Here is a 21,136-nt window from a genome sequence, read left to right as displayed (position 1 = left end):
GCCGTGCAGCCGCGTGTTAACCCCGGAAAACGAACCTTATAGGATGGGAATTGATGCAAAATCTCATGGTTATTCCTGCCTCACCGGCGTTGGCAGAAGAACTCTCGCCCAACGATGATGCTTCGCGTGCGCTGCTCAGCGCCGCCTGCGAACTCGTCCGTGACGCTGCACGCATCAGCGCAAGCAGCCCCCTCAAGGTAGATATTGTGGGTTCGCGGGATGCTCGGTGGCGTACCGAGCACACTGGAAGCTTGCGGGCATGGGGCGCACCGCAGGTAAATGTCGGCGGCGGCAACTACCTGCCGGAAATTATCGCCCGCTACGTGCTCAGCCATGCGCTTAGTCATACTCCCGAGGTACCAGGCTTCGTGGTAGCGGATTCCCGCGCTGAACTCGGTGAGGTGCGCCCCGGCCACCTGACCGTGGTGTGCGTCGATGGCTCAGCTGGTCTGACCGAACGCGCGCCGCTCGCCCTCGTCGAAGGCGCGCGCGATGCACACCTGTGGTGCGAGAGCATCCTGGCGGGTGGGGAAGTACATTGTGATGAAGCGCGCCTCCAATCCGCTGGGGTGCTTGAGACGAGTCTCTGGGCACAACTGGCGGGCGTGCACCCGCGCCACGCGGAACTGCGGGCAGCGGACTCCACCCTCGGGGTGGGGCGATATGTGGCGGGGTGGCAGTGCTGATGCTTGATACGCACGCTTATGCTCCGACTCCCATCGCAGTGGTGGGGCCCACGGCCTCCGGAAAATCGGCGCTCGGTGTAGCACTGGCACACGAGCTTGATGGGGAAGTCGTCAACGTTGATTCAATGCAGCTCTACCGTGGCATGGATATCGGCACAGCCAAGCTGACAATGGAGGAACGCGAAGGCATTCCGCACCATCAACTGGATGTGTGGGACGTGACGGAAGCGGCGTCGGTAGCGCGCTATCAGGCTTCCGCCATCGCGGATATTGACGGCATCCGTGCGCGCGGTAAGACCCCGATCCTGGTAGGCGGCTCCATGCTGTATGTCCAATCACTCGTGGATAACTGGCAATTCCCACCCACCGACCCGCAGGTGCGGGCGCGCTGGGAAGCCCGGCGCCAAGAGATTGGTACTGATGCTCTGCATGCGGAGCTTGCCGCTGTGGACCCAGCGGCCGCAGCCATCATCGAGGACAAAGATCCGCGCCGCACCGTGCGCGCGCTGGAGGTCATTGAACTAACTGGAAAGCCCTTCAAAGCCAGCCAGCCACCGAAGAATGCCCCGCCCCGGTGGGGCACGATAATCCTCGGCCTGCGTACCGAATCCAGCTGGCTAAACCCACGTATTGAGTTGCGCAGCCGCCTCATGTTCGACAAAGGGCTCGTGGAAGAAGTCGAAGGCCTCCAAGCCCGCGGCTTGAAGGCTGAGTCCACGGCCGGGCGGGCTATTGGCTATGCCCAAGTTCTCCAAGCCCAGCGAGGAGAGCTGACATGGGAAGAAGCAGTGGAGCGCACCATCACCGGAACCCGCCGCTATGTGCGCCGCCAGCGCGCCTGGTTCAACCGTGATAAGCGAATCCAGTGGCTGGATGCTGCGGCCGATACGACGGCGCAGGCCTTGCAGGTCATCGAAGGACGTTAAACTCTACAGCTATGAAGTTTGCAAAAGGCCACGGAACAGAGAACGACTTCGTCATTGTGGAAGGAACCAATCCGCTGCCACCGGAAAAGGTAGTGGCGCTGTGTGATCGGCGCGCGGGAATCGGTGCCGACGGTGTACTGCGCGTTATCCGCGCCGGTCAGCTGCTTGCCAATGGGGAGATTGAGGAACTCGCGCCGGGTATCGAGGCCGATGACTGGTTCATGGACTACCGCAACGCAGATGGCTCCGTGGCGGAAATGTGTGGCAACGGCACCCGCGTCTTCGCGCACTGGGTCCGCTCCCGTGGGTTGGTGGATACGGATACCTTCACAGTGGGAACGCGGGCTGGAGCCAAGCAGGTGACCGTGCACTCCTTCAACGACACGGCGGCTGAAGTCAGCGTGGAGATGGGGCCGGCGCAGGTGCTCGGTGTTTCCACAGCCTCGATGGCGGGGGAGAGCTTCGCTGGGCTGGGGGTTGACATGGGGAACCCTCATTTGGCGGCGGTTATTCCGGGGCTAAGCCCAGAGGATCTGGCTGGCAAGCGTCTCGAGCAGCCGGTTTTCGATACGGATTTCTTCCCGGCAGGCGTCAACGTAGAGCTGGTGACGCCCTTGCAGGACGGTGCGATTCACATGCGCGTCTTCGAGCGCGGCTCGGGCGAGACCCGTTCGTGCGGCACCGGAACGGTGGCGGCAGCGTGTGCTGCGCTTGCCGACGCCTCCCAGGTCTCCGGCCGCGTTCGCGTCATTGTTCCCGGAGGTGAGGTAGAGGTAGAAATCACCGAGGATGGCTCCACCCTGAGGGGGCCTTCGCGCATCGTGGCAACTGGTGAAACGTCACTATAGGGCTTTCAGGACGGCGTTTAGCGTCCGTCCTCCTTTTCGTAATTGGTACCCAAAGCCAAGGCGGCGCGGCGGGCGGCGAGCCAGGCTTCTTTGAGCTCGGCGGCACGTTCATCAGCCACCTTAAGTAGCGATTCAAGTTCACCAGTTTCAGCATTCGGTGAGTTCACTCGAGCATCGAGGCGGCGTAAGAAGCGTTGCGCGCCGTGCATCTCATAGTGGAACGCTTCGATGGTGGGGTTGGCGCAGTCGGCGTCGACAAGCGCGGGGCGGTGTAGCGTGCGGTCGGCGAGGGACTCTGCGTCGTCGCTCGTGGCAAACGTGGCGTAGTCCTCGAGGACCCCGGTGATGTCCTCCACCGTGAGAGCAATAGAAGCCCGCAGTGCTGCATGTTCCGAGGCGTTGGGGCGAGCGTCAGCAAAGAGCCACAGCGCTGCGCACACAAACGCGGCGAGGATAACTCCCGGCAGCTTCAGTGTCAGAATCAACACCGCAGCGGTAACCACGGCGAGCAGGAGCGCAAGGCCGCGACGCTGAGATGCGGAAAAACTCATGTGAACTACTCTACGGAAGTTCTAGTGACCGCCGCAGCCGCCGGAGCCGCAGGCGCATCCGCCTTCGCCGCCACAGCCACCGGTGGGCAGCGCAATCGAGGCGGTCAACATTGCCGAGCCGGCGAGAACGGAATCCTTTGGCGGCAACTCGCCAAAGCTTTCCGGCAGGCAGAGATCGAAGGGGAAGGTGCCATCCATGACCAAGTGCATGAAGCGATGTCCGGTGAGCTGGTTGTGGCGCCATTCGGATTCCATGACCCGGGCAGAAAAAGTGCAGCCCGGGGTGGGGGTTTCGGAACCGGAACCGGCTGCGACCACCGCTGCGCCTGTGGACTCAAATGTGGCTGGGTAAGCGCCCTTCTCAGCCTCGTAGGCGTCAGTGCTGTCGTACACGGTGACATTGAGGCCCATCGCGGTGAGCTCTACTTGCTGCCATTGCTGAGTGTCCTCATCGGCTAAAAGCGGGCCCTGTGCCAGGTTTGCCGTCGCTTGCGCGAGGACGTTCCCGAAAGGATCGATGATGTCCAGGTAAGCCAAGACATCGTTGATCATAGAGACGTGGGCGAAGCCCTGGGTAACGCCCTCGAAACCGATGAAGGTGGCGAATGGCTCGACGGCAAGGATATTGAGCTGCGCACCGGAAGGATCCGCGAACTGGATAAGTTGTCCCCCGCGAACCTCCCCGGTCACTGCCAGTTGATTGGTGGAAATGGCTGCCTCAACGGCGTCCTGCCAGCGCTCGTAGTTGAGGCCGATGGCCTGCATCTCTGGGTGGGAGGTTTCTTTCACGGTCATGCGCACCATTGTATCTGTCGCAGAGGGGACTCAAAAACCATCGCTGATACGTCACCGCGCTGCGGCAGTCTGCGGGAACAGGAAGCGGAGATTCCCAGTTGAGAGGGGCAACGTGCAAGAATAGGGAGCATATGACAAAAGAAACCCATGAAGATCTCCTCGCGCAGGCTTTTGGTGAGCCCGCGCCCAAATCACAGGAGCCAACTACCGGTGATCTCGACCTTGCGGAGCGCAACGCCTTCCGGCGAGTAAACCGCGAGACCACCATTCGCGCAGAAGACACCACCGATGGCTACGAGGTGGAGTACCGCAAGCTGCGCCTTGAACAAGTAGTCCTTGTGGGAGTGTGGACCGAAGGCACCGTGGCCGAGGTTGAGGCCACCATGTCGGAGCTCGCGGCGCTAACGGAAACCGCAGGAGCCGAAGTAGTAGAAGCCCTGTATCAAAAGCGAGATAAGCCGGACCCGGGCACCTATATTGGTTCCGGCAAAGTAAACGAGCTCAAGGACATCGTGGCTGCCACTGGCGCGGATACCGTGGTGTGCGATGGTGAGCTAACCCCCGGCCAGCTCTCTGCCTTGGAGCGTGCTCTCAACACCAAAGTTATCGACCGCACCATGCTCATCTTGGATATCTTTGCGCAGCACGCCAAGTCCAAGGAAGGCAAAGCCCAAGTCTCGCTCGCGCAGTTGGAATACCTTTATACGCATACCCGTGGTTGGGGCGGCAACCTCTCGCGCCAGGCGGGCGGCCGTGCTGGTTCCAACGGCGGCGTCGGTCTGCGCGGCCCCGGTGAAACCAAGATCGAGACGGACCGCCGGCGCATCCGCACGCAGATGGCGCTGCTGCGGAAGGAGCTTAAGGCGATGAAGACGGCGCGTGAGATTAAGCGCTCTCGCCGTGCCTCATCGACGATTCCGCAGATCGCGATCGCCGGCTACACCAACGCTGGTAAGTCTTCGCTCATCAACGCAATGACGGGCGCTGGCGTGCTGGTGGAGGACGCGCTGTTCGCTACCTTGGACCCCACCACCCGGCGCGCCGAGCTTGCTGATGGCCGCCAGGTCGTGTTCACCGATACCGTTGGTTTCGTCCGCCACCTTCCCACACAGTTGGTGGAGGCCTTCAAGTCTACCTTGGAGGAGGTCCTCGCAGCAGATCTGATGCTGCACGTCGTGGATGGCTCAGACCCTTTCCCGCTGAAGCAAATTGAGGCGGTCAATGAGGTCATCTATGACATCGTAAAGGAAACCGGTGAGGACGCCCCGCCGGAGATCATCGTCATCAACAAGATCGACCAGGCCGATCCGCTGGTGCTGGCGGAGCTGCGCCACGCCCTCGACCGCGATAACGTGGTTTATGTCTCCGCTAAGACGGGGGAGGGCATCGACGAGCTCACCACGCGCGTGGAGCTGTTCCTCAACTCTCAGGATGAACACGTGCGGCTTCTCGTGCCGTTTACCCGCGGGGACGTGGTCGATCGCATCCATACCCAGGGCACGGTGCGTAGCGAGGAGTACACGGGGGAGGGCACGCTTGTCGACGTTCGCCTGCCCGCTTCCATCGCCGCGGAACTCAGCGAATTTCGCGTGGCTGGTGAGGATACTTAGGTTTCGGTGCTTGTGTGAGCCATAATTATGGTTCGTGAGTAATTTTGGCTGGGCCGTCCACGGGGACGGAAAGACGATTAAGCCGGGCGCGGTTGTCGCACCCGAAGAACGATTGAGCTGGGGCCGCACCATCGGCATCGGCATGCAGCACGTGGTGGCCATGTTCGGCGCGACGTTGCTGGTGCCCACCCTGACCGGATTCCCGGTCAATACGACGCTGCTGTTTTCAGGCCTGGGAACAATCCTATTCCTCCTGATTACCCGCAACCGCCTCCCTTCCTACCTGGGCTCCTCCTTCGCGTTCATTGCACCGCTGAGCGCCTCCCAGCAGTACGGCATTGGCGCGCAGGCAGGTTCCGTCTTAGTGACCGGCCTGGTCTTGGTGGCGATTGGTTTCGCGGTGAAGGCGGCGGGCCGCAAGGTCCTTGACGCCGTCATGCCGCCGGCCGTGACCGGCGCCATCGTGGCACTGATCGGCCTTAACTTGGCGCCCAATGCTGCCACCAACTATTCGAGCCAGCCTCTGGTCGCTACGGTGACGCTGGCGGTCATCATCTTGGCCACCGTGGCCGGGCGCGGCATGGTTTCGCGTCTGTCGATTCTTATTGGCGTCGTCGTCGGCTGGGCTTTTGCGGCCGCCACGGGCAACCTCGGTGAGGGCGCGGTGGAGTCTATCCGCGAGGCGGCTTGGATTGGCTTCCCGCAGTTCCATGCGCCGGAGTTCCACGTTTCAGCCATCGCGGCAGCACTTCCGGTGTTGGTCGTTCTGATTGCTGAAAATGTCGGCCACGTCAAAGCCGTCTCTGAGATGACCAAGCGCGACCTCGATGATCTCGCTGGCGACGCTCTCATCGCGGACGGCCTGGCCACCTCCCTGGCCGGTGGTTTCGGCGGCTCCGGCACCACAACCTACGCGGAGAATATCGGCGTCATGGCCGCCACCCGCGTCTACTCCACGGCCGCCTACTGGGTAGCTGCAATCACCGCCATCGCTCTGGCCTTCATCCCGAAGTTTGGCGCGCTTATCTTCACCATCCCCACCGGCGTGCTGGGCGGTGCTTGCATCGTCCTTTACGGCCTTATCGGCATGCTTGGCGTGCGCATCTGGATGGACAACAAGGTCAACTTCAACAACCCAGTGAACCTCACTGCGGCGGCAGTGGCGCTCATCGCGGGTATTGGTAACCTCACGCTCGACGTCTTCGGCGTGACGCTCGAAGGTATTGCCTGGGGCTCGGTTGGCATCATCGTGCTCTACCCAGTGATGAAGAAGCTCTACGGCACCATTGGTGAGGGACGCGGCGCGAAGTACTAGAGGCGCTTCCGCCGACTAGCGAGGATAAGGGACCGGAGTAAAGGCACCATCTGGACGCGTATTTACGCAAAACCCCAGATGAATGTGTGCAGAAGTCTGCATAAGGTGCTTTTACTTCGGTCCCTTTACAGCTCTCTTCACGAACTCGTCATTCAGCCAGACATCATCACTGTCGGCATGAGCCTGTACGTAGTCCAGTAGCTCTCGCACCGTGTGTATGTATACCTCGTCGGCGGTATGAGTTGGCCACGAAATGGTTTCGGGGTTGGCGAAGTCTGCTTTTCCAATCGGATAGTCTCCCGCTAACTGATCCGCCCAGAGGAATGAGGCAACTCCGTGGTAGAGAGTTTCGGTATCGAGGTCGCCGCGGAGCCGGGACATCGCCCCCATGATCTCGTAGCCCACAAAGGCCAATCCCTGTTCGCATTCAGTCTCAATGGCTAGGACTGCGTCGATGGCCAGCTTATTCCTTATGAGCGCGACGACGGTGAATTTCGGTTCCTTCCACGAGCCCTCGTGCCGGTAATGATTCTCGGAAGCGGTAAAGCTATCCAAGCGCGGGGTTAAGGATTCCGCAATCAGCGCCAGATTTAGCGCTTCGATGCCGAAGTCTGGGGGCGTTATGGGCTGGTCGGTCATGTCTTTGACTCTACACAGCGGGTCACTTCAGCCGAGTGGCGATGAAAAGCGAAAGAGTCCGCGGAGACGAGGTGAAACGAAAAGCTCCCGCCACCCTCAGCGTAAGAGGGAAGCGGGAGCTGCCGTTCTATAAACGGAAAGTGCTTTAGGAAGCGTCGAGGTCCTGCTCGATGAGGCCGGCGATCTTCTCGACAGCCGCCTCGTTCTCGGAGGTCACGGTGACTTCGTCGCCCTGCTCGGCGCCGAGAGCCATGATCATGAGGGAGGAAGCAGCATCGGTCTCATCCTCGTCCTCATCGCCAACGAGGGTGAGGAAGATGTCCTCATCGAACTCAGCGGCAGCATCGGCGATGATGGAAGCCGGACGTGCGTGCAGTCCGACGGAGGAACCAACCTTGACGGTCTTAGAAGCCATGATGATAATCCTTTCGAATTACGGTGTTTCGTGCTTACAAGTGTACGCGGGTTAAGCGCTAGGCGGCGGCCTTGGTCTTGTCTGCCTTCGCAGCAGCCTCTTCAGCAGCCTTATTGGGCCAGAATTGCTTCATCGCGATGACCGCAATGGCGGACACGATGACGCCGGCAAGGATAGCCACGAAGTAAGCCCACGCAGGTTCGATAGCGAAGATAACAAAGATTCCGCCGTGCGGAGCGCGGGACATGACGTCCAGGGACATCGACAAAGCACCTGTTACTGCGCCACCGAGCATCATCGAAGGGATGACACGCAGCGGGTCGGCAGCAGCGAAGGGGATAGCACCCTCGGAGACGAAGGACAGACCCAGCAGCCAAGCGGACTTGCCGTTCTCCTGCTCCGCAGGCGTGAACAGGTTCTTGCGGACGAAGGTAGCGATGGACAGCGCAATCGGCGGAACCATGCCGGAGGCCATGACAGCGGCCATGATCTTCATGGAAGCCTCATCACCCGTGGACAGGCCAGCAGTAGCGAAGAGGTAAGCAGCCTTGTTGACCGGGCCACCCAAGTCGGAGCACATCATAAGGCCCAGGATGATGCCCAGAAGGACAGCGGAGGAACCGGACATGGAGGACAGCCAGTTCTGCAGGCCTTCCATGATGGCGGCCAGCGGTGCACCGAGCAGCAGGTACATGAGCAGGCCAGTAACCATCGTGGCGAGCAGCGGGATGATGACTACAGGCATGAGGGAGCCGATCCAGCGCGGGACCTTCCACTTGCCAATCCACATCGCAACAAAGCCAGCGATAAGGCCGGTAACCAGACCACCGATGAAGCCCGCACCGAGGGTAACAGCAATGGCACCACCGGCGAAGCCCGGCGCGATGCCCGGGCGGCCTGCCAGGGCAAAGGCAATGTAGCCGGATAGCGCCGCGACGATGAATCCCATCGATGCTTGACCAATCGCGAAGAGCACAGCGCCGATGTATAGGGCGAATCCTGCCTTCTGGAAGGTCATCATTTCGCCATCAACCATGACGTCATGGCCCGGCAGGTTGGTCAGCGAGTAATCGGTGGTGATGGCCTGCCAGCCGTTTGCCATGTCGTAGCCACCGAAGAGGAAGCCCAAGGCCAAGAGGAGGCCACCGGCGGCGACGAAGGGAACCATGTAGGACACGCCGGTCATGATGGCCTGCTGAATGCGCTTGCCCCAGCCCAGTCCTTCGCCTTCTTCCGCGGAGCTAGAGGAGGCTGCGCCTGCAGTGCCTGCGACCTTGTGTGCGTTGGGGTTCTTGGAAGCAGCGATGGCTTCATCGAGCATCACGCCCGGCTCGTTGATGGCGCGCTTGACGCCCGATTCAATGACGGGCTTGCCGGCGAAGCGCTCCCGGTCGCGAACACCGACATCGGTGGCGAAAATGACGGCGTCGGCAGCCGCGATGGTTTCTGCAGAAACAGCGGTGTTATTGGAAGATCCCTGGGTCTCGACTGTGAGCTCGACATCGTCGCGCTCCTCGGCGGTCTGGGTGAGTGCGTCGGCTGCCATGTACGTGTGGGCAATGCCAGTCGGGCATGCGGTGACGGCCACGATGCGGGTCTTCTGTGAATCCGCAGCCTTGCTTGCCGCAGGCGCTGCAGCCGCAGCGGCAGGTGCCGATTCGCTGGCGGCAGCCTTCTTCTTCGGCTTTTCGGCGTTGACCACGTCGAGGACCAGAGAGACGATTTCCTCCTTGGTCTGCGCGGTGCGCAGAGCCTCCAAGAAGTCCTTCTTCACCAGCGCGCGGGCAAGCTTGGAGAGGATCTTCAGGTGTGCCTTACCGCCACCTTCCGGGGCCGCGATGAGAAACACCAGGTGGGCGTCACCATCGGGGCCGGAGAAGTCGACCCCGCGCGAGAGGCGGGCGAAGGCCAGGGTGGGTTCAGACACGGCAGCAGAGCGGCAGTGTGGGATGGCAACGCCACCGGGAACACCGGTGCCGGCCTTGGCCTCACGCTCAATGGCGGGGCCTGCCAGTTCCTCCACGGAGGTGGCGCGGCCGGTGTCGTGAACAAGCGTGGCCAGATTGGTAATGACTGATTCGATGCTGTCACCGAAGTCGGCGTCGAGCGCCACGAGGTCGGTGGTGATGAGTTGTGATGACATCGGTAGGTACTCCTCAGTACTACTAAAGGTCGGTGACGGCCGAAACCGTCGTGTGTTCGATATCCAGTTCTTCGGGGGTTGGAATCTGGGTTCCCGGGAGTGCTGCGGCTGCTGAACCGTAGGCCACAGCCTGGCGCAGAGCTTCGGGGTACGAGGCACCGGAGCGGCGGGCGAGGATATAGCCGGAGAGCGAAGAATCGCCGGCACCCACGGTGGAGCGCAGGGTGATGGGCGGGGGAGTAGCAGCCCATGCTTCCTTGGCCGTGACCAGCACCGCGCCAGCGCCGCCCAGGGTGACAAGAACCTCGGGGATGCCGCGCTTGACGACGACCCTCGCGGCCTCAACCACTCCGCTGAAGTCGCCGTCTTCGGCGGCGGCCTCAAGGGCCTGACCATCGACGCCTGCAAGCTGGCCCAGCTCGAGGCCGTTTGGCTTGATGAGGTCGGGGCTGGCTACTTCGAGGTTGTTACCGAGAGCCACCATGGGCGCATCAGAGGTATCGACGGCTATGCGGATGTCGGGGTTGGCTTCGCGAGCGACACTGATGAGCTGCGTGTACCAATCTGTAGGAACGCCTTTGGGAAGAGAGCCCGCCATGACGATCCACTCGGCGTCGGTGCAGCGTTCAGCAACGGCCTGTGCCACGTCTTGCTGAACTGATTCATCGAGCGTGGGGCCAGGTCCGTTGAGTTTGGTCGTGCGGCCATTCGGTTCGGTCAAGGTGGTGTTGGTGCGCACCGCGCCCTGTGTCGGCACTGCGTGTACGGGGATAGATGCGTCAGCGGCGAGGGTCAAGAAAGGGTCTGAGGCCATAGCCGGGAGAAGGGCCAGACTGTCGACGTCGGCGAGCGTTACTGCATGCGTAACGTTGACGCCTTTACCGCCAGCAACGCTGGAGACAGACTCGGCGCGGTGGACGGCACCGGGTTCGAGCGCCTCGTTCAGGCGCACGGTGGCGTCGATGCTTGGGTTGGGGGTCAAAGTAAGGATCATCGTGGAGAATGTCCCCTTTCGCGGAGTGCGTATATTGGGGGCAAACGCGCCTCAGGGGCGTGAACAAGAGCTTCGGTGCGGATTGCCCGTTGTCAGCGTGAAATTAATGTTGCTTAATGTTGATTATTGCCCGTATGTGTCCGAATGTCAATGGAATCACTGTGGGTTTCGTTGCATTTTTGGCCGACTTGTGATGATCTGGAAAGAGAAAACATCGTCTCCGTAAGGAAATGTGTCATGGAAAACGCATCCCCATCCACCATTAAAGGCACCGGTGTCGTCGCCGGCGTTGCATACGCTGAGGCGGTGTGGGTTCGCCCACGCCCAGAACTGCCCACGGCTGGAGAAACCGTGGCGGAGGAGCAGCGTGATGCTGAATACGATCGCTTCCTCGAAGCGGTCGACATTGTTGCCAGCAGGCTAGAGCAGCGTGCCGCTGGTGCGGAAGGCCAGGCAGCAGAAGTCCTGGGCGCTACCGCCGGAATGGTCAAGGACCGAGGTTGGCACAAGGCAGTGCGCAAGGGTATTCGCAGCGGCAAGAACGCCGAATATGCAGTTGTGGGGGCCACGGACAGGTTTGTCACCATGTTTGAGGCTGCCGGCGGCGTGATGGCTGAGCGCACGACTGACCTCAAGGACGTTCGCGACCGCGTCATCGCACAACTACGCGGTGAGCAAGAGCCGGGCCTGCCCATGGTTGAAGGGGAAGCCGTGCTGCTGGCGGATGACCTTGCACCGGCGGATACCGCAACCTTGGACACCACCCACATCAAGGCGCTGGTGACCGAGCTGGGCGGTCCCACCAGCCACACTGCAATTATTGCTCGTCAGCTCGACCTTCCGTGCATTGTGGCGGTCGGCGCTGAGCTGCGCACGATTGAGGCGGGAACCCAGATCTTCGTCGATGGCTCCGTGGGCACAGTGGCCCTTGGCGCGGATCGCGCCGCCTCGCTCAAGGCTGTAGAGGAATACCGCGAGAAGGCGGCACGAGTAGCCGAGTGGCGGGGTCCGGCCCAGACCAAGGACGGACACCGCGTGCAGTTGCTAGCCAATGTTGCCGACGGTAACGCAGCTCGTATCGCCTCCGATTCGCAGGCAGAAGGTATCGGTTTGTACCGTACGGAGCTGTCTTTCCTCTCCGCGAGCGAAGAGCCCACCGTGGAGGAGCAAGCGCGCATCTACGGCAAGGTTTTCAACGCTTTCCCGGACTCCAAGGTCGTTGTTCGAACACTCGACGCTGGTTCTGATAAGCCGATCTCCTATGCCACGTTGGACTCTGAGGAGAACCCCGCCTTGGGCGTCCGCGGCCTGCGTATCGCCCGCGACAACGAGGCGCTTTTGACCCGTCAGCTCGATGCCATCGCACAGGCCGCAGAAAAGCGTGCCGAGGGTGCCACGACGTGGGTTATGGCACCGATGGTGGCCACCGCAGTCGAGGCAAAGTGGTTCGCTGAACTCTGTCGTGAGCGTGGGCTCACGGCTGGCGCGATGATTGAGGTACCGGCTGCAGCCCTGATGGCGGATACTATCTTGCCGCACCTCGACTTCGTGTCCATCGGTACCAATGACTTGACGCAGTACACCATGGCCGCTGACCGCCTATCGCCCCAGCTGGCCTACCTGACCGATCCGTGGCAGCCGGCCGTGTTGCGTTTGATTCAGCACACCTGCGTGGTCGGACGCGATAACAACGTTCCGGTTGGCGTTTGTGGTGAAGCAGCAGCTGATCCCATGCTCGCTTGCGTACTGACCGGCCTTGGTGTGACGTCGCTGTCGGCGGCGTCGACCGCCGTCGCAGGTGTTGGTGCACAGCTTGCTGAGGTCACTCTTGAGCAGTGCCAGAAGATGGCTGAGGTAGCAGTAAATGCTGAGGGCCCAGCTGATGCCCGCGCCGCAGTGATTGAGCTGTTGGAGCAATTCCAAGCGTCCTAGCTTGTTGAATGCGCAGGAGGTGTGCGCCCCTCAACACGAAGGGGTGCACACCTCCTGAAACGATCTAGGGGGGTAAGGCGCCTACTTCTCAGCAGCAATAATCACCTCAATGCCGTGTTCACGCAGCGCTGCAACGTAGGATGCGGGTGCGCCGGCATCGGTGATAACGACATCAATTTCATCGAGGGATGCAAAGCTTACTAGATAGTCATTGCCCAGCTTTGAAGAATCGCACAATACGACGACGCGGTGCGCATTGGTTACGAAAGCAGATTTGATTGCAGCCTCTTGCGAGTCAGCCGTCGAGAGACCGTGGTCAATGGTCAGTGCATTGGTGCCGACAAAAGCGACGTCGGCACGCATGAGCGCCATGGTGCGAAGAGCAGTATCACCAACCACGGCCTGGGTAATTGCCCGTACTGTACCGCCGAGGAGCTGGACTTCGGATACCCCGTTGCTTGCCAGCGAAAGGGCAATCGGCAGGCTGTTGGAGACGATGCTGAACTGGCCTGCCGAATAGCGCTGGCCGATGAGATCAGCAAGCGCATTCGTTGTAGTGCCGGCGTCGAGGAAGATGCTGCCGCCGTCGGGAAGCTGTTCCAGCGCAGCGCGCGCGATGGACATTTTGGCGCCCGTGGCCGAGCGCTGACGGGTATCAAGGGTTAATTCAGCGGTTTGGAAGGATTGGGAGGCCACCGCGCCGCCATGGACGCGATGCACGACTCCTTCCCGATCCAAAACCGCGAGATCACGACGAATCGTCTCAGCGGTGACATCGAAGCGTTCAGAAAGTTCGGTGACATTGACTCGGCCTTCGACGGCGGTCAATGAGGCAATTTGTCGGCGACGCTCTTCTGCGTACATAGTTCCTCCCAGTGAAGTCTGCCTGTGGTGGTCACTGCGCCCGCCGCGGAAAGGAAACGGGGCTGGGGCGTGTGAACGAAAAAAGCAACGAATGTTGCGGCGATGTCTCCATTGTCTCACCGAATATGAAGAAAACGGAACTAAACAAAGAAAACCTCACATTGCGGTTGCGGCCTTAGTGAAAAATTCCTCTATAACCTGCATATATGCAAATGTGTGATATCGGACGCCAAAGCGGCAGGAATCGGGCATGTACACACACAAGGGGGTAGAAAGAAAAAATCCCCCGGCCCTTTACGCCCGCACCGAGTGGGCTGGCACTGCGAGGTGGGTAGGGCCCTGGGGGGATGGCTGAGAGGTGATGATTTCTAGAGCTTGCGGAAAACTGACACTACCTTGCCCATGATCTCAGCCTCGTCGCCCTTGATGGGGGAGTAGGCGTCATTATGGGGAAGGAGCCAGACGCCTGAAGAGTCGCGGTGAAATTCCTTTACGGTGGCCTCTTCGCCGTCCAGAAGGGCGGCGACGAATTCGCCTTCCTCTGCGACGGATTGTGAGCGAATAATCACCCAATCGCCGTTGAGAATTCCGGCGTCTTGCATAGAATCGCCCACGACCTGCAGCATATAAAGCTCGCCGCTGCCGAGGATTTCGCCCGGCATGGGGAAATAAGCATCAACGTTTTCTTCGGCGGTAATTGGGGAGCCTGCGGCAATGCGGCCGACAACCGGGATGTAGTTCGGCGTAGCTGCGTCCTCGGGGATATCAGGGGTGGAAAGATCTGGAGACTTGTTTGCCTGGCCTGTCTTGCGACCGGGCTTCTTCGAATCTTCGGCACCGGGGAAGTGGCGGACGTCAACGGCGCGTGGCTTGTTCGGATCGCGGCGCAGGAAGCCCTTCTCTTCAAGCTGCTTCAGTTGGTAGGCCACGGATGATGTGGACTGTAGGCCGGTGGCATCACCGATCTCCCGAATGCTTGGCGGGTATCCGCGGAGCATTACGGCATCATGGATAACCTCTAGGATGCGGCGCTGCCGGGGGGACAGGGTGTCGAGGGAAGGGTGGTCGCTTCGCTTGGGTTTGCGGGCCATTCTTTCTCCTAAAACTATTGCGATGTGCACATTCGTGGCCGAGGCTTTGGCGTACCAGGCATGTATGGGGGCTGCCGGTGGTTCTTCCGCTTTCCTTTTTAGCACGACAGGAAAAAATGTTCGACTAGCGTCGCCGAAATGTGGACAAATTTTCGAGAGGGTGCTATAAATCGAACATACACGCTAAATCGAACGGTTGGTCGATGGTGATGTTCGAAAGTGTCCGCCCGGATTCTTAGACTTCGGATATTACGTCGATGGAGAAGGAAGATCTAGAAAGGAACCGTCATGGCTATCGCTCTCAATAACGCCTCTGTACTGCGTAGGGATGTTTGTCGGAAGTCTCACAATCCAGCCGTCCTGGTCCCGCCGGCGGCAATCTGGGATCCTGTGCAGCATCAGACACGGGCCCATGAGCTGTCACCTACTTCTTCACGTGGCACGACTGTTGTTCGAACGCTTTCTTCGGACGGTAGAACACAGGGGCGTACGACAGGCTCGGCATCATCCTCCGTTTCTTTCCAGCGGAGTGTGCCACGGAGTCGGCGCGGCGGGTCGAACGTAGGCAACTATGTTCTGGGCGCGGTCTTTGGCGCTGCAGTCTTTATTGGAACAGTGTGGGGCGGCCTCAGCATCGATAGTGAGGTTCCTAATGTCAATGGTGCTTCGGCTACCGCGGTGGCAACTTCGCGCTAGAATTTCTTGGGCCGGGGAAGCAAAGCGCATCGGCGGAGAGGAAGGTTACGGCACTGTGTATTGCCCGTTCTGTCACAATGAACAGTCACGAGTCATCGATTCGCGTGTGATTGATAGTGGAACCTCAATCCGGCGGCGTCGCGAATGTGCTGCATGTAAAGGCCGTTTTACCACCATTGAGAAAGCGGTCCTGTCGGTAGTCAAGCGTAATGGCTTGGCTGAGCCCTTCAGTCGCGACAAGCTGATTCGCGGCGTCAAACGCGCGTGCCAAGGGCGTGATGTAAGCGATGACGCTCTGAAGAAGCTCGCGCAAGAAGTCGAGGAGACCGTGCGCAGTCACGGTTCCTCCCAAGTCAATGCCAACGACATTGGCCTAGCCATCTTGGAGCCTCTCCGCGATCTCGATGAGGTTGCCTACCTGCGCTTTGCCTCCGTGTATAAGTCCTTCGAAAGCGCAGACGATTTTGAATCGGAAATCCGCCTGATGCGGCGGCGTGACCGCGATAGCTTCTAACGCAATTTATCTGCGGCCTTTTGAATTCTCCGAACAGACACCGCATGAGCGGTTCCTAGGCGTTGTGCGAAGAGCGATACGCGCAACTCCTCAATCATCCACAAGATCTCCTTAACCTCACGAGTCTTCTCGCGGCCTGCGGGCAAGGAACGCAAACGATTATTGAGGTATGCCTTGGCCTCGTCGACATCTGCCTGGCGGTCAGCGTCACGATCTGGGTCCAGGTTCATATCATCAAGCCTGATACGTGCAGCCTGGATATAGCGCGGCAGGTGGCGCAGGTGTTGGATCCCATGAACGGTGATGGCGTGCGGCGGCAAGAGGAAGTCGAGCTGGGCGCGAATATCATCGATTGCCGGCCCCTCCCAGTGCTTCAGCTCAGCGTTGAGGTTGGAGTACTCCGCCAACCCTGGGGCAATAGCCACCACGGCCTGACGCACACGGCCCGGAACCTCAGGCTTGACAGCGTTCAGCAAGCCGGTAAATTCCTCAGGGGTTCTTACAGGCCCGCCCTTGTCCATCATGATGTCGCGCACCGCGGCGACTCGTGCATCGTTGACCAACCCTTTGGCCCCGCCGTGTGGGTAGGAGTCGACAGCTACCCGCTGCTGTAGGGGCAGCCCCTTGACCATTTGTTGCGTATTCACGGAGATTTCCCGAAGCAACAAGGTGAGGGTGGCAGTGATCATGGAGGCGTCGGCAGCCGCTTTTGTCGGGTGGACCTTGAGCGCGACACCTTCCTTCGTGGCTACGAGTGCCGGATAGGCGGTGACCTCGTGCCCATCAACGACAGTGGTCACCTCTTCATCGATAGCACCAAGCGTGTCCTTTGACCATTCCTTGACGGAAGTGGACTCAGCTGCCCGGCCAACACGCGAGACGGAGGAAGAAATATGCCCGGCCTGGCGTTGGACCAAAGCCTGCAGATTGCGGTCGGAATCAATAACCTTGCCCCGCTTATCCACTGCGGCATAGTTCATCCGCAGGTGGGGTGGGAGTTGATCCGGGCGGAAATCGCCGGCGTTGATGCCTTGGCCGCCCATGTCCTGCAGCACGGCCGCAAGCTGTTCACAAAGCCCGCCTTCATAGGGCACAAGCTTGGGCAGCGCTCGCTCAGCAAATTCGGGTGCTGGTACCACAGTGCGGCGAAGAGCCTTTGGGAGTGAGCGAATCAGCTCTGTCACCAGCTCCAGTCGCAGGCCGGGTACGAGCCAGTCGAAGCCCTCGGAGTCCAAGCCCGCGAGGAGCGGGACGGGAACCATCAGCGTGACACCGTCGAGGGGGTCACCGGGTTCAAATTTATAGGAGAGGTCGTAATCGATGCTTCCCTTCAGCCAGCGGTCGGGGAAAGCCTCCTCTGTAACAGCGTGGTCCTCTTCCAGGAGCGCTTCTGGGTCGAAGTCCAAAGAGTGCTTGTTCTTCTGCTTCTTCCACCAAGAATCGAAATGCCGAGCAGTGGTGACAGATTCGGGGATTCGCTGGTCGTAGAAGTCGAAGAGTGTGTCTTCATCCACCACGAGCCCGCGCCGACGGGCCTTCTCCTCATATTCGGAGGCCTCGGCAAGCTTGCGCTTGTTGTCGTGGAAGAAGTGATGGTGGGTGGTCCATTCGCCGTCGACAAGCGCATTGCGAATGAACATGTCGCGTGCCGCCGCAGGATCGACGCGGTGGTAGGGCACCGTACGGTCCGCGACCACGGTGACACCGTACAACGTCGAGCGTTGGGTAACTACCGCTGAGTCGCGCTTGCGTGACCATGTTGGATCGGAATAGTTGTGTTTCAACAGATCCTTCGCCAGTTTTTCCACCCAGGCCGGGTCGATGGCGGCAACATCGCGTGCCCACAGTCGCGAGGTTTCCACCAGCTCGGCTGCCATGAGGAACTCCGGTGGTTTCTTCGCAAGCGCTGATCCCGGGAAAACCAGGAAGCGGGTATTGCGTGCGCCAATGAACTCCTTGGAGTTACCGTCACGTGCGCCGATATTGGACAACAGGCCAGAGAGCAACGACATGTGGATGTCATCGGGGCGCCGCTCGGTGCCCTCTTGAGCGTTCCAACCGAGCTGCTTGGCGACGTCCCGCAGCTGCCGCACCAGGTCGAACCACTCGCGGATGCGCATATAGTGCAGGAAATCGGCCTTCATCCGTTTGCGGAAAGCATTGCCGCTCATCTCCTCGCGGGCTTCTTGGACAAAGTCCCACAGGTTGAGCATTGCCATAAAGTCTGAAGTCTTGTCTTTAAAACGAGCATGGGCCTGGTCAGCCTGCGCTTGCTTGTCGGTAGGCCGCTCACGCACATCCTGGATGGTCATTGCGGCAACGATGACCATGACGTCGTGGAGGCATCCGGAGGTGTTGGCTTCAACGAGCATGCGGGCCATGCGCGGATCCACGGGGATGCGGGCTAGATCTCGCCCGATGCGTGTCAGGACCGGCAGCCCATCTTTTTCTTTGCCCTCGAGTGCGCCCAATTCGTGGAGGAGGAGCAGGCCATCGCGCACGGCCTTCGGTTCGGGGGATTGCACAAAGGGGAAGTCAGCGATATCACCGAGGCGCAGCGAGATCATTTGCAGGATGACGCTGGCCAGGTTGGTGCGCAGGATCTCAGGGTCGGTGAATTCCGGCCGGGAGAGGAAGTCCTGTTCACTGTAGAGGCGGATGGCAATGCCATCGGCAACGCGACCACACCGGCCTGAGCGCTGGTTAGCGCTTGCTTGGGAGATCGGCTCAATGGGCAGTCTCTGCACCTTGGTGCGAGTGGAATAGCGCGAGATGCGCGCGGTGCCCGTGTCGACGACGTAGCGAATGCCAGGCACCGTCAATGAGGTCTCAGCAATGTTGGTGGAGAGCACGATGCGGCGACCGCGGTGTGAGCGGAAGACACGATGTTGTTCCTGGTTGGACAGGCGTCCGAAGAGCGGAGTGACCTCCACGTTGCGCCAATGGCGCCCTTCGATGGCTTCCATGGCGTCGCGGATATCGCGCTCGCCCGGGAAGAAGCACAGAATGTCTCCTTCGCCTTCGGTCATGAGTTCTTCGATGGCTTCGCAGAGGGCGTCCAAGGGATCGAGGTCGATGGTCTTTCCACCTGATTCGACCTCGAGCGGGCGGTAGCGGATCTCCACGGGGTAGGTACGCCCGGAGACCTCGATGATCGGCGCTGGCGTACCGTTTGCGTCAGCGAAGTGCTTGGCAAAGCGCTCCGGGTCAATCGTGGCGGAGGTGATGATCACCTTCAGGTCTGGGCGTTTGGGCAGCAGCCTTTTGAGGTACCCGAGAAGGAAGTCAATGTTGAGCGAACGCTCGTGTGCCTCATCGATGATGATCGTGTCATAGGCGTTGAGGAAGCGGTCACGCTGCATTTCTGCCAGCAAGATACCGTCCGTCATGAGTTTCACAGCGGTGGTGGAGGAGACTCGGTCATCGAAGCGGATGGCATAGCCGACTGAGTCCCCGATGGGCTGGTCAAGCTCTTCTGCAATGCGCTCAGCAACCGTGCGCGCTGCCAAACGGCGTGGCTGAGTGTGCCCAATGAGCCCTCGGCGCCCGCGGCCGAGCTCCAAACAGATTTTGGGAATCTGGGTGGTCTTTCCCGAACCAGTCTCACCGGCGATGATGACTACCTGATTATTATCGATAGCTTCGGCGATATCATCGCGGCGCCCAGTGACGGGAAGCTGTTCGGCGTAGGTAATGGGTGGCACATGTGCATCGATGGTGCGCACCTTGTCTTGGGCGGCTGCGATATCGGCTCCAATGGCATCCAGGGCCTTGGGGGAGCGGGCCTTGCGCAGGCGACGGCGGAAAGCGCGCTCATCACTCAAGGAAACCGAAGTGAGAGCGCCGTAAAGGTCTTCGCGAGTAGCAGTCATAATCGACCTAAAAGTCTACTCGGAAGGCTATTCGCTCACAGGTCGAGGTGGAGATATTGGTACCCTTGTGTTTATTGCGTGAACACTAATCAATGAAGGGTATGAATTATGACTAATCCTTTTGAATCGAAGCCGGAGGATAACGGCTCCAACAGAGGCTTTGGCAGCAACCCGGCTCATAGCTCCGGCGACTCCTCCGGAAATAACGGCGGGCTTCCCAAATACGAGCCCACTTCTCACCCAGAAGATCAGGCCGGTTTCGGCCAATCCAGCAGCTACGGCAATTATGGCGGCGGCGCCTACGGCTCCCAGGCCTATGGCGGGTACGAAGCCGGCCAGCCGGGCTATGCCGGCGCGGGCTATGGAAGCGATTCCAGCTACGCCGGCCCAGGCCCAGGCGCCGGCCCGGCCTACACCGGTCCGGTCAGCGCTATCGAAGCTATCAAGTGGGGCTTCAAAGCCGCGCTCAATAACGCACTTTTGTGGGTGCTGGGCGCCGTCGTCGTGTTTGCTATTCAGTTTGTTCCACAAATTGGAATCAGCGTTGGTGCGCAGAACGCCGATGGGGCGGAGACCTCCATTATGTTGGACCTCTTCTCCTTCGCGGTGTCCATCCTGTCCTTTGTCATTGCTCTGGTTGTTTATCGTTTGGCCTACCGTGAAATCGACAAGCCGAGCCCCACATGGGGCACCCTGTTCCAGGGTGTTCGCTGGGTACCGCCGCTCGTGGTGAACATCGTCTTGGGCATTCTTGGTGCGATTGTCTTGGTGATTGTCATCGTCGGCCTGCTTATGGTGGGCCTCGGTGGTGTGGCAGGTGTGGACCTCCAGAACCCAGAGCAGCTCAGTGAAAATGATATTTTTGCACTCGTTGGCTCTATCTTCGGCGGAGTCATCATCGTCATGCTGATTGCGCTGTTCATTCAGCCCTTCTTCACTCTCATGCCGTGGTTGGCAGCCGATAGCTCCTCCGTTGGTGAGGCTTTCTCCCAGGGTCTGAAGCTGGGCAAGGAAAACTACGGTCACATCTTGCTGTTCATTGTCCTGTCCGGTCTGATGGCTTTCGCCTCCCTCATCACCCTGGGCTTGGCACTGATCATCATCGCGCCGGCACTGCAGCTGGCAACCGCACACCTGTGCCGCCAGTGCCAGGGTCGCTATGCTCCTGCAGCCTGAGGCTTAAGCTGTCGAATCGATATGCAACGCCGCCCCTGACTTCATGAGGTGAGTTAGGGGCGGCGTTGT

At 60.1% G+C, this 21,136-nt stretch carries 17 protein-coding genes; 8 read left to right on the top strand and 9 right to left on the bottom strand.

The genetic code is table 11. The annotated features are described in order from the left end of the window. Nucleotides 1-53: 53 nt before the first annotated feature. Genes HMPREF2743_RS02095 through dapF form a run of 3 tightly spaced genes read left to right on the top strand, consistent with a single transcriptional unit; the run spans nucleotide 54 to nucleotide 2,460 of the window. Nucleotides 54-686 (top strand): hypothetical protein, encoded by a 633-nt coding sequence (locus HMPREF2743_RS02095; protein ID WP_070527177.1) that lies wholly within the window; start codon nucleotides 54-56, stop codon nucleotides 684-686. After that, entirely contained in the window at nucleotides 686-1,612 is a 927-nt protein-coding gene (miaA, locus tag HMPREF2743_RS02090; RefSeq protein ID WP_070527180.1) for a tRNA (adenosine(37)-N6)-dimethylallyltransferase MiaA, read from the top strand. The genes HMPREF2743_RS02095 and miaA overlap by 1 nt, the downstream gene beginning before the upstream one ends. Before the next feature lie 11 nt (nucleotides 1,613-1,623). Beyond that, nucleotides 1,624-2,460, top strand: coding sequence for a diaminopimelate epimerase (dapF, locus tag HMPREF2743_RS02085; RefSeq protein ID WP_070527183.1), 837 nt, complete (start codon nucleotides 1,624-1,626; stop codon nucleotides 2,458-2,460). 17 nt (nucleotides 2,461-2,477) lie between these two features. On the opposite strand, the gene HMPREF2743_RS02080 is transcribed toward dapF, so the two are convergent. Together HMPREF2743_RS02080 and HMPREF2743_RS02075 are read right to left on the bottom strand one after the other, a co-directional pair. Next, nucleotides 2,478-3,011 carry a hypothetical protein gene (locus tag HMPREF2743_RS02080; RefSeq protein ID WP_070527187.1) on the bottom strand — a complete coding sequence of 178 codons (534 nt, stop codon included), beginning with the start codon at nucleotides 3,009-3,011 and terminating at the stop codon, nucleotides 2,478-2,480. 21 nt (nucleotides 3,012-3,032) lie between these two features. Next, entirely contained in the window at nucleotides 3,033-3,815 is a 783-nt protein-coding gene (locus HMPREF2743_RS02075) for a hypothetical protein (protein WP_070527190.1), read from the bottom strand. A 122-nt stretch (nucleotides 3,816-3,937) separates the two neighbouring features. On the opposite strand from HMPREF2743_RS02075, the gene hflX reads away from it, so the two are divergent. Together hflX and HMPREF2743_RS02065 are read left to right on the top strand one after the other, a co-directional pair. Beyond that, on the top strand, nucleotides 3,938-5,416 hold the full coding sequence (gene hflX / locus HMPREF2743_RS02070; protein ID WP_070818089.1) for a GTPase HflX: 1,479 nt from the start codon (nucleotides 3,938-3,940) through the stop codon (nucleotides 5,414-5,416). Nucleotides 5,417-5,450: 34 nt separating this feature from the next. After that, nucleotides 5,451-6,731, top strand: a complete 1,281-nt coding sequence (locus tag HMPREF2743_RS02065) for a uracil-xanthine permease family protein (RefSeq protein WP_070700479.1) — start codon at nucleotides 5,451-5,453, stop codon at nucleotides 6,729-6,731. Nucleotides 6,732-6,842: 111 nt separating this feature from the next. Here HMPREF2743_RS02065 and HMPREF2743_RS02060 read toward each other — a convergent pair whose 3' ends face one another. The 4 genes from HMPREF2743_RS02060 to HMPREF2743_RS02045 form a co-directional block, all read right to left on the bottom strand. Next, nucleotides 6,843-7,370 carry a hypothetical protein gene (locus HMPREF2743_RS02060; RefSeq protein WP_070527200.1) on the bottom strand — a complete coding sequence of 176 codons (528 nt, stop codon included), beginning with the start codon at nucleotides 7,368-7,370 and terminating at the stop codon, nucleotides 6,843-6,845. A 145-nt stretch (nucleotides 7,371-7,515) separates the two neighbouring features. Next, on the bottom strand, nucleotides 7,516-7,785 hold the full coding sequence (locus tag HMPREF2743_RS02055) for an HPr family phosphocarrier protein (protein ID WP_010190265.1): 270 nt from the start codon (nucleotides 7,783-7,785) through the stop codon (nucleotides 7,516-7,518). Nucleotides 7,786-7,843: 58 nt separating this feature from the next. After that, nucleotides 7,844-9,928, bottom strand: coding sequence for a PTS fructose transporter subunit IIABC (locus HMPREF2743_RS02050; RefSeq protein WP_070527203.1), 2,085 nt, complete (start codon nucleotides 9,926-9,928; stop codon nucleotides 7,844-7,846). Between the two features lie 22 nt (nucleotides 9,929-9,950). After that, nucleotides 9,951-10,922 carry a 1-phosphofructokinase family hexose kinase gene (locus HMPREF2743_RS02045; protein WP_070527208.1) on the bottom strand — a complete coding sequence of 324 codons (972 nt, stop codon included), beginning with the start codon at nucleotides 10,920-10,922 and terminating at the stop codon, nucleotides 9,951-9,953. 237 nt (nucleotides 10,923-11,159) lie between these two features. On the opposite strand from HMPREF2743_RS02045, the gene ptsP reads away from it, so the two are divergent. Beyond that, complete coding sequence (gene ptsP / locus HMPREF2743_RS02040) at nucleotides 11,160-12,854, top strand: phosphoenolpyruvate--protein phosphotransferase (RefSeq protein WP_070744811.1); 1,695 nt, start codon at nucleotides 11,160-11,162, stop codon at nucleotides 12,852-12,854. A gap of 81 nt (nucleotides 12,855-12,935) precedes the next feature. Here the strand turns inward: ptsP and HMPREF2743_RS02035 are convergent, their stop codons facing one another. Both HMPREF2743_RS02035 and lexA read right to left on the bottom strand, forming a co-directional pair. Beyond that, complete coding sequence (locus tag HMPREF2743_RS02035) at nucleotides 12,936-13,718, bottom strand: DeoR/GlpR family DNA-binding transcription regulator (RefSeq protein ID WP_070744809.1); 783 nt, start codon at nucleotides 13,716-13,718, stop codon at nucleotides 12,936-12,938. A 368-nt stretch (nucleotides 13,719-14,086) separates the two neighbouring features. Next, entirely contained in the window at nucleotides 14,087-14,809 is a 723-nt protein-coding gene (gene lexA, locus HMPREF2743_RS02030; RefSeq protein WP_070527213.1) for a transcriptional repressor LexA, read from the bottom strand. A gap of 751 nt (nucleotides 14,810-15,560) precedes the next feature. Here lexA and nrdR point away from each other — a divergent pair. Further along, nucleotides 15,561-16,019 carry a transcriptional regulator NrdR gene (gene nrdR, locus HMPREF2743_RS02025; RefSeq protein ID WP_010190258.1) on the top strand — a complete coding sequence of 153 codons (459 nt, stop codon included), beginning with the start codon at nucleotides 15,561-15,563 and terminating at the stop codon, nucleotides 16,017-16,019. Here the strand turns inward: nrdR and hrpA are convergent. After that, a complete protein-coding gene (hrpA, locus tag HMPREF2743_RS02020) occupies nucleotides 16,016-19,891 on the bottom strand; it encodes an ATP-dependent RNA helicase HrpA (RefSeq protein WP_070818088.1) in 3,876 nt (1,291 codons plus the stop codon). The two genes, nrdR and hrpA, sit on opposite strands and share 4 nt — an antisense overlap. 108 nt (nucleotides 19,892-19,999) lie before the next feature. Between hrpA and HMPREF2743_RS02015 the strand changes: the two genes are divergently transcribed. Continuing rightward, nucleotides 20,000-21,067: a hypothetical protein gene (locus tag HMPREF2743_RS02015; RefSeq protein ID WP_070818087.1), complete on the top strand. Its 1,068-nt coding sequence runs from the start codon at nucleotides 20,000-20,002 to the stop codon at nucleotides 21,065-21,067. Nucleotides 21,068-21,136 lie beyond the last annotated feature (69 nt).

Origin of the sequence: Corynebacterium sp. HMSC036D02 (assembly GCF_001836165.1) — a bacterium.
Classification (GTDB): Bacteria; Actinomycetota; Actinomycetes; order Mycobacteriales; family Mycobacteriaceae; genus Corynebacterium.
Note: the sequence above shows the minus strand (reverse complement) of the source record. Positions and strands in the feature narration are given on the sequence as shown.